The organism is Protofrankia sp. Cr1 (assembly GCF_963555865.1).
In the GTDB taxonomy this organism is placed as follows: Bacteria; Actinomycetota; Actinomycetes; order Frankiales; family Frankiaceae; genus Protofrankia.
Genome location: NZ_CAUVXO010000050.1, coordinates 14,264 through 19,846, shown reverse-complemented (window position 1 = coordinate 19,846; position 5,583 = coordinate 14,264). Strand labels below are relative to the sequence as shown.

Annotated in this window: 5 protein-coding genes; 2 read left to right on the top strand and 3 right to left on the bottom strand. The window is 68.8% G+C overall.

Annotated elements, in window-relative coordinates; genetic code table 11:
- Positions 1 to 22: 22 nt before the first annotated feature.
- The 3 genes from U9980_RS07170 to U9980_RS07160 form a co-directional block, all read right to left on the bottom strand.
- Positions 23 to 1,783: an acetyl/propionyl/methylcrotonyl-CoA carboxylase subunit alpha gene (locus tag U9980_RS07170; protein ID WP_322767210.1), complete on the bottom strand. Its 1,761-nt coding sequence runs from the start codon at positions 1,781 to 1,783 to the stop codon at positions 23 to 25.
- Positions 1,784 to 1,913: 130 nt separating this feature from the next.
- Entirely contained in the window at positions 1,914 to 2,180 is a 267-nt protein-coding gene (locus U9980_RS07165) for an acyl-CoA carboxylase subunit epsilon (RefSeq protein ID WP_322754345.1), read from the bottom strand.
- Between the two features lie 177 nt (positions 2,181 to 2,357).
- A complete protein-coding gene (locus U9980_RS07160) occupies positions 2,358 to 3,965 on the bottom strand; it encodes an acyl-CoA carboxylase subunit beta (RefSeq protein WP_322754346.1) in 1,608 nt (535 codons plus the stop codon).
- 220 nt (positions 3,966 to 4,185) lie between these two features.
- Here U9980_RS07160 and U9980_RS07155 point away from each other — a divergent pair, with 220 nt between their 5' ends.
- Both U9980_RS07155 and U9980_RS07150 read left to right on the top strand, forming a co-directional pair.
- Positions 4,186 to 4,983, top strand: coding sequence for a biotin--[acetyl-CoA-carboxylase] ligase (locus tag U9980_RS07155; protein ID WP_322767209.1), 798 nt, complete (start codon positions 4,186 to 4,188; stop codon positions 4,981 to 4,983).
- Between the two features lie 59 nt (positions 4,984 to 5,042).
- Positions 5,043 to 5,583, top strand: a 541-nt coding sequence (locus tag U9980_RS07150; RefSeq protein WP_322767208.1) for a PH domain-containing protein, incomplete at its 3' end; no start/stop codon positions are given.

Below are 5,583 nucleotides of genomic sequence, written 5' to 3'. Positions count from 1 at the left end.
CCAGCCTACGAACAGATTCCGTCTAGTCCTTGATCTCACACAGGACGGCGCCGCTGGAGACGACGCCGCCGACGGTCGCGGCGAGCCCGGTCACGGTACCCGCCCGATGCGCGGTGATCGGCTGCTCCATCTTCATCGCTTCCAGGACGACGACAAGGTCGCCGGGCTCGACCGTGTCGCCGTCACTGACGGCGATCTTGACGATGGTGCCCTGCATGGGGCTGGTCAGGGCGTTGCCGGTGACGGCGCGCGCGGCTTTCGAGCCGGAGCGTCGCCGGGGCGGGGCGGTGCGACCGGGCGCCGGGCCGGCCGCGGCTCCGAAGCCCGCGGGTAGGACGACCTCAAGGCGTCGGCCGCCGACCTCGACCACCACCGACTCCCGTTCCGCCGGCCCGGTGTCGGCATCCACCCCGCCGGTGAAGACCGGGATGGTGTTGTCGAACTCGGTCTCGATCCAGCGGTTGTGTATGCGGAACGGCTCGGTCGCGTCGGCCGGTGCGAACGCCGGGTCCCGTACGACGGCGCGATGGAACGGCAGCACCGTGGCCATGCCGTCGACGACCATCTCGTCCAGCGCGCGGCGGGCGCGCTCCAGCGCTTCGGTTCGGGTCGCGCCGGTGACGATCAGCTTGGCGAGCAGCGAGTCAAAGGCGCCGCCGATGACGGCGCCGGACTCGATGCCGGCGTCGACCCGCACGCCCGGGCCGGTGGGCGCGACAAACCGGGTGACCGTGCCCGGGGCCGGCAGGAAGTTACGCCCCGGATCCTCGCCGTTGATACGGAACTCGATCGAGTGCCCTCGCGGAGTCGGGTCCGCCGGGTCGAGCGCTTCGCCTTCGGCGATGCGGAACTGCGCACGGACGAGGTCGACGCCGCTGGTCTCCTCGGTGACCGGATGCTCGACCTGCAGCCGGGTGTTGACCTCAAGGAAGCTGATCATTCCGTCCCGGGCGACGAGGAACTCGACCGTGCCCGCACCGACGTAGCCGGCCTCCCTGCAGATGGCCCGGGATGCCTCATAGAGTGAGGTGTGCTGTTCCTCGGTGAGGAACGGAGCCGGGGCCTCTTCGACGAGTTTCTGGTAGCGGCGCTGCAACGAACAGTCCCGGGTGCCGACCACGACGACGGTGCCGTGGTTGTCAGCGAGGATCTGGGTCTCGACATGGCGTGGCTGGTCCAGGTAGCGCTCGACGAAGCACTCGCCCCGGCCGAAGGCGGCGGTGGCCTCCCGCACCGCGCTTTCGAAGAGCTCGGGTAGGTCGTCGGCATTCCACGCGACCTTGAGCCCGCGCCCGCCGCCACCGAAAGCAGCCTTGATGGCGACCGGCAGGCCGTACTGATCCGCGAACGCCACGACCTCCGCGACGCCGGCGACCGGGTCGGCCGTGCCGGGCGCGAGCGGCGCACCCACGGCCAGGGCGATGTGGCGGGCGGCGGTCTTGTCGCCCAGGCGCCGGATGGCCTCGGGCGGTGGGCCGATCCAGGTCAGGCCCGCGGCGACGACCGCCCCGGCGAAGTCGGCGTTTTCCGAGAGGAACCCGTACCCGGGGTGGACGGCGTCGGCGCCACTCACCCGAGCGATGTCGAGAATCTTGTCTATCCGTAGATAGGAGTCGCCCGGTGTGCTGCCCGAGAGGGCGTACGCTTCGTCGGCAATTCGGACGTGGAGCGCATCGATATCGGGTTCGGCGTACACCGCGACACTTGCGTATCCAGCGTCCCGGCACGCGCGGATGACCCGGACAGCGATCTCTCCCCGGTTGGCGATGAGGATCTTACGCACGTTTCTCCCGTCCTCGTTCAGGGTGGCTGAGTTTAGGGCGCCCGGCAATAGGGACGCGGCGTCGCGGGGACCTGGGCAGCTGTTGCCGGCGGCGGGCGTTCAGCGAGGGTTCTCAGCCGCGGACCGTGGGTTACCAGTCGGCTCGGGTGCGGACACCCTGCGTGAAACCGGTTTGCCGCCACGTGTTCGGGCCGGAATGCACGTTCTGGCGGAACGTCGCGGCCCGGTCGGTCCAACCCGACGGCGCCGCCGACTCGGGCGGTGGCACCGCTGCCCGCAGGCGGACCACCGCGACCAACGCGGCAATCTCCTCGGCGGATGCGTTCGCCGGCACAAGCCGCAGATATGGACGGGTCGGGCCGTCGCCGCTGTTGTCCACCTGACGCTTGCTGTCCACCTGACGCTCCCTTCATGAACGTGCGAGCTGCACCTAGCGGCCCAAAGGCGATGCGATCGTGGTTCTTCTCGCATCGCCGGAGGCCGAAGTCCCCGGGTCGCCAGCGGGCCAACGGGCCAACGGGCGCACGATGATCGTCAGATCGCGCGCCCGCAGGCCGCAGTCCCCGGGGCGGCACTAAAGCGGAATGTTTCCGTGCTTCTTGGGCGGGAGCGACTCCCGCTTGGTCCGCAGCAGTCGCAGGGCTCGGATCACTTCGCGGCGGGTGACCGACGGGGTGATCACCGCATCCACATACCCGCGTTCGGCGGCGATGTAGGGCGTGGCGAAGTGCTCGGTGTAGTCCGCGATCAGTTCCGCGCGGCGGCTTTCCGGGTCGGCGGCGGACGCGAGCTCCCGACGGTAAATGATGTTTACAGCGCCCTGGGCGCCCATCACCGCGATTTCCGCGGTCGGCCAGGCCAGGTTGATGTCGGCCCGCAGGTGCTTCGACCCCATGACGTCGTATGCACCCCCATAGGCCTTGCGGGTGATGATAGTCACCTTCGGGACCGTGGCCTCGGCGTAGGCATAGATGAGCTTCGCGCCCCGACGGATGATTCCGTTCCACTCCTGCGAGGTACCGGGCAGGAAGCCGGGAACATCGACCAGGGTGATTATCGGAATGTTGAACGCGTCGCACGTCCGGACGAAGCGTGCCGCCTTCTCACTGGCATCGATGTCGAGGGTGCCGGCGAAATGCATCGGCTGGTTGGCGACGACGCCCACCGAACGCCCGTCGACCCGTCCGAAGCCGCAGATCATGTTCTGCGCGAACTGGGCGTGGACCTCGAGGAAGTCGCCCTCGTCGAGCACGTATTCGATCACCGTGTGCATGTCGTACGGGGTGTTGGGCGAGTCCGGGATGAACACGTCCAGCTCGGCGGTGACCTCCGCCTGGACATCGGTCACCTCGGCGAAGCCGGGCGGGTCGGTCATGTTGTTCGACGGCAGGAACGCCAGCAGTGCCTTGGCGGTTTCCAGGCAGTCGAGCTCATCCGCGGCCTGGAAGTGGGCGACACCGCTGCGGGAGTTGTGGGTGTGCGCGCCGCCCAGCTCCTCCATGCCGACGTCCTCGCCGGTCACGGTCTTGATGACGTCCGGGCCGGTGATGAACATGTGGCTGGTTTTGTCGACCATCAGCGTGAAGTCGGTGATGGCGGGGGAGTAGACGGCACCGCCGGCACACGGACCCATGATCAGTGAGAGCTGCGGGACGACGCCCGATGCCATCACGTTGCGATAGAAGATCTCGCCGTAGAGCCCGAGCGAGACCACGCCCTCCTGGATGCGCGCGCCACCCGAGTCGTTGATGCCCACCATCGGGCAACCGGTCTTGAGCGCCAGGTCCATGACTTTCACGATTTTCTCGCCGAAGACCTCGCCCAGGCTGCCGCCGAAAACGGTGAAGTCCTGGCTGAACACACACACCTGGCGGCCGTCTACAGTGCCGTAGCCCGTTACCACCCCGTCACCGTAGGGACGGTTCTGCTCGAGTCCGAAGTCATGCGCGCGGTGTCGGGCGAACGCGTCGGTCTCGACGAACGACCCGGGGTCGAGGAATGCCTCGATTCGCTCACGGGCTGTCATCTTGCCCTTGGCGTGCTGGGCGTCGACGGCCCGCTGGGAACCGGCGTGTACCGCGTCGTCGTTGACCCGCTTCAACTCGGCGATCTTGCCGGTGGCTGTCAGAAGATCGGGTACCGAACCCTGCGCGGGGTTCTCAGCGGGAACAGGAAGTACCATGCCGGGCAGCGTACGGCGGGTACGGCCCCACGTGCTCGATTCGCGCGCGGAGGGCACAAACCCGCGCCCGCGCGCGACGCGTCGGCGTCCCAGCCCGCCAACCTGAGGTCAGCGAACCCGAGGCCAGTCAACCCGAGGCCAGTCAACCCGAGGCCAGTCAACCCGAGGCTCGCCACCATAACGCTCCGGTAACACGTTCGTCGGTGGCACCCTGGCTGACATGCGGACATCGAAAACACAGCCACGGCGGCTGCCACTGGACGCCGGCCTGCTGGCGGCGGCTCTCGCCGACGACGGCCTGGACGTACAGGTAGTCGGGGAGACCGGCTCGACCAACGCCGATCTGGTGGCGGCCGCGAAAGCCGGCGCCGGTGAAGGACGGGTGCTCGTCGCCGAGCTGCAGTGGGCGGGGCGGGGGCGCCTGGAGCGGTCCTGGGTTTCACCGGCGGGCGCGGGGCTCACGTTTTCGGTGCTGCTGCGGCCAACCGTGCCGGCCGGAGCGCTCGGCTGGCTGCCGCTGGTAACCGGCGCCTCGCTGGTTGCCACGCTGCGCCGGTTGGCGGGCATCCCGGCCGTTCTCAAGTGGCCCAACGACGTCCTGGTGGACGGCGCCAAGCTGGCGGGAATCCTTGCCGAGGCTGTTCCCTGCCAGCCCGCAACGGCGGCAGTGATCGTCGGGGTCGGCCTGAACGTCGAGACGGATGTCGATGAGCTGCCCCCGGGAGCAACCAGCGTGGCGCTCTGCCAGCGGCGGGGGTCACGCCCGGCCGTGGGCCGGGGGGAACTGCTGATCGAGCTGCTGCGGGACGTCGCCGCCACATACCGGGCCTGGCTGGCCGAGCCGGGCCGCGCCGTCGACGCCTACCGCTCGGTGTGTGCGACGCTCGGCCGGGCGGTGCGGGTCGAGCTGCCCGACGGCGCCGTCGTTGTGGGCACCGCCACAGACGTGGACGTCCACGGCCGCCTTGTCGTGGACGGCCGGGCTTTCGCCGCTGCGGACGTTGTTCACCTGCGCTGACGCCGAGCCGGTCGACCCTCGGGCCCGCCCGGTGCGGCGATGGTGAGACGATCGGCCGTGTGGGATTTCCAGAGAGCATTCTCACCAGTGACGAAGAGGTTGTCCTACACCTCCATCCACACTGGATCAGACTGGTCGCGCCGGTCAGCGCGTTTGTCGTCGTTCTCGGCCTGACCCTGTTCGGTGTACTGGCGATCCCGGCGGGCTCGTTCCAGCACCCGGCGCAGTGGGTCCTCATCACGGCTGCGGCGGCCCTGCTCCTTTTCACCAGCCTGCGGCCGTGGTTGCAGTGGATCACGACACGCTATGTGGTGACGACGGAGCGCGTTGTCATCCGGACGGGAATTCTTTCCCGCACCGGCCGGGACATCCCGCTCCAGCGGCTCAACGATGTCTCGTTCCACCATTCGTTCGTCGAGCGCCTCCTGGGATCCGGCACACTGACCATCGAAAGCGCCGGCGAACGGGGTCAGGTGGTACTGGCGAACCTGCCCCGGGTCGAAGAGGTGCATACAACCCTCTACCGGCTGGTCGAGGACATCGAGGTCCGGCGCCGAGGGCCGGCCGGCGCCGATGCTGACGCCGACGGCTATGGCCGGT

What these genes read in the sequence shown, in the direction of transcription:
- U9980_RS07155 (WP_322767209.1), top strand. Translation starts at nt 4,186, where the DNA reads ATGCGGACATCGAAAACACAGCCACGGCGGCTGCCACTGGACGCCGGC.
- U9980_RS07160 (WP_322754346.1), bottom strand. Translation starts at nt 3,965, where the DNA reads ATGGTACTTCCTGTTCCCGCTGAGAACCCCGCGCAGGGTTCGGTACCC.